We start from the raw sequence: 1,715 nt of genomic DNA, 5'->3' as shown, positions 1-1,715 counted from the left end.
CTATCACTGCGCGCACCCACGGGTCCGTGTCCCGCGACATCGCAACAAGGACGTCAAATCTGTTCGCAGATTTCTTTCCTGACACTACTTCGACTGCCGCTGCACGCTGGTATACGTTGCCGCGCATAAGGTCCCACAGTTCCTCATCCGAGATCGCGTCAGGTCGAACAGCCGCCAATGCAGCTGCCGCGGAACCTCGCACTTCCTCATCACTGAAACTAGGTGTAGGAGGAACGGACGTTGGTGACGCGGTGCCGGCGGTAAGCGGCGGGCGGTCGTCCTCCGCGTGCTGAATGCGGTCGGTGGTAATTGTAGTGAACATTCCAGACTTCGACGGCAGTGCGCCGCTCAGCTTCGCTGGTGTACTCGCGGGAGTACAGCAGTTCTTCGGCGAGGATACGGTTGTAGCGTTCGACCTTCCCGTTATGTTTCGGGGTGTACGGCTTGATCCGGTAGTGCCGCGCTTCGCGTAATGAAACGGTGAAATCTGCTGCCCGGTAGCATGATCCGTTGTCGGTGATCACGCGCTCGATACGGGTGATGCCGTGGGCGGCGAAGAAGACGCGGGCGTTGTTCATGAAATCGATGGCTGTTGCTGCGGTTTCGTTGTCGCGGGCTTCGGTGTACGCCAGGCGGGTGTTGCCGTCGATCGCGGAATGCAGGTAGGTGTAGCCGATGCGGGCCTGCTTGTTCTTCGTTTTCCGGCGTTGGGATCGTTTGGCCTTGTCGGAGCCGCGGCCGTGGGCACGCCACCCGCCGCCGTCCGGGATCTTCCCGACTTTCTTGATGTCGACGTGGACCATCTGGCCGGGTCGTTTTGCAACGATGACCTGCGGTTTTCGGTTGGTTTCGCCGTTCGGGTCGATGAACCGGCGGCGGTGCAATCCGAGGTTCCGCAGGATTTTCGTGACGGTCCGGCGAGCAATGACCGTTCCATCCATTCGGAGTTCGAACGTGATTCGTGAGGCCGACCATTTCCGGGTTCGTCGCATCGACTCGATGTCGGCCACGACCTCCGCGGCTGTGGCGGTGGGTTGGTGTTTCGGTGCGCTGGAGCGGTCCTGTAGTCCCAGGTCACCATATTTGCGGTGACGGTTGACCCACGTGGAGGCGCATTGTCGTGAGATACCCATTTCGGCGGCGACGTGGGCGATCGGACGACTCTGGCAGCGCTCGATCAGGCGTCGTCTTCCCTCCACGGTGAGTGGAGCATTACGGTGTGTCACAGGGCTGGTCCTTCTTGGTCGAGAACGGTTATGTCGCAACTCCCATTCTTACGCCGAGGACCAGCCCGTCTACTTCAATCCCTCGTCAGCAACGTCCATACCCACAACAACTAGGCCCCTCTGAGGGAAGGGCGACCATCAAGTCATGGAGCGGACCTGCAATAACATCGACCACCTCTGGAGGAATCTTTTTCCCCAGAATTGCGATCCTCGCTAGCACTCCCTGGCGGTCAGAGACGAAAGGCAGTTCCGTCGTCAATAGGTCGGAGATCGAATCCCACGAAGCGAGCTGGGGATACCAGACATTCAGTGTGACCAGATCGGATGCAAAGTCCTTCACTCCCATGGCGAACGAGCCGCTTTTGAGGTCGGAGATCCGCTGGGTGGTCGCGGAGGACAGCTTCTCAATAACGCCCTTCGCTATGTCGTCATCTAGGTCTCGTACATCTCCAAAAGCACTGAGAGCGGACAAGTTCCCTTCTTCAATTC

General features: G+C 59.1%; 2 protein-coding genes. Both read right to left on the bottom strand.

From position 1 onward, the window contains the following. Positions 1 to 218: 218 nt before the first annotated feature. Positions 219 to 1,226, bottom strand: coding sequence for an IS481 family transposase (locus ABVB68_RS36715; protein WP_353605563.1), 1,008 nt, complete (start codon positions 1,224 to 1,226; stop codon positions 219 to 221). Positions 1,227 to 1,311: 85 nt separating this feature from the next. Continuing rightward, positions 1,312 to 1,715 (bottom strand): hypothetical protein (locus ABVB68_RS36710; RefSeq protein WP_353605562.1); only part of this gene is annotated, 404 nt, incomplete at its 5' end.

This window comes from Streptomyces sp. NPDC096012, assembly GCF_040426375.1.
Lineage (GTDB): Bacteria > Actinomycetota > Actinomycetes > Streptomycetales > Streptomycetaceae > Streptomyces.
This window is presented reverse-complemented; position numbering and strand designations above follow the sequence as displayed.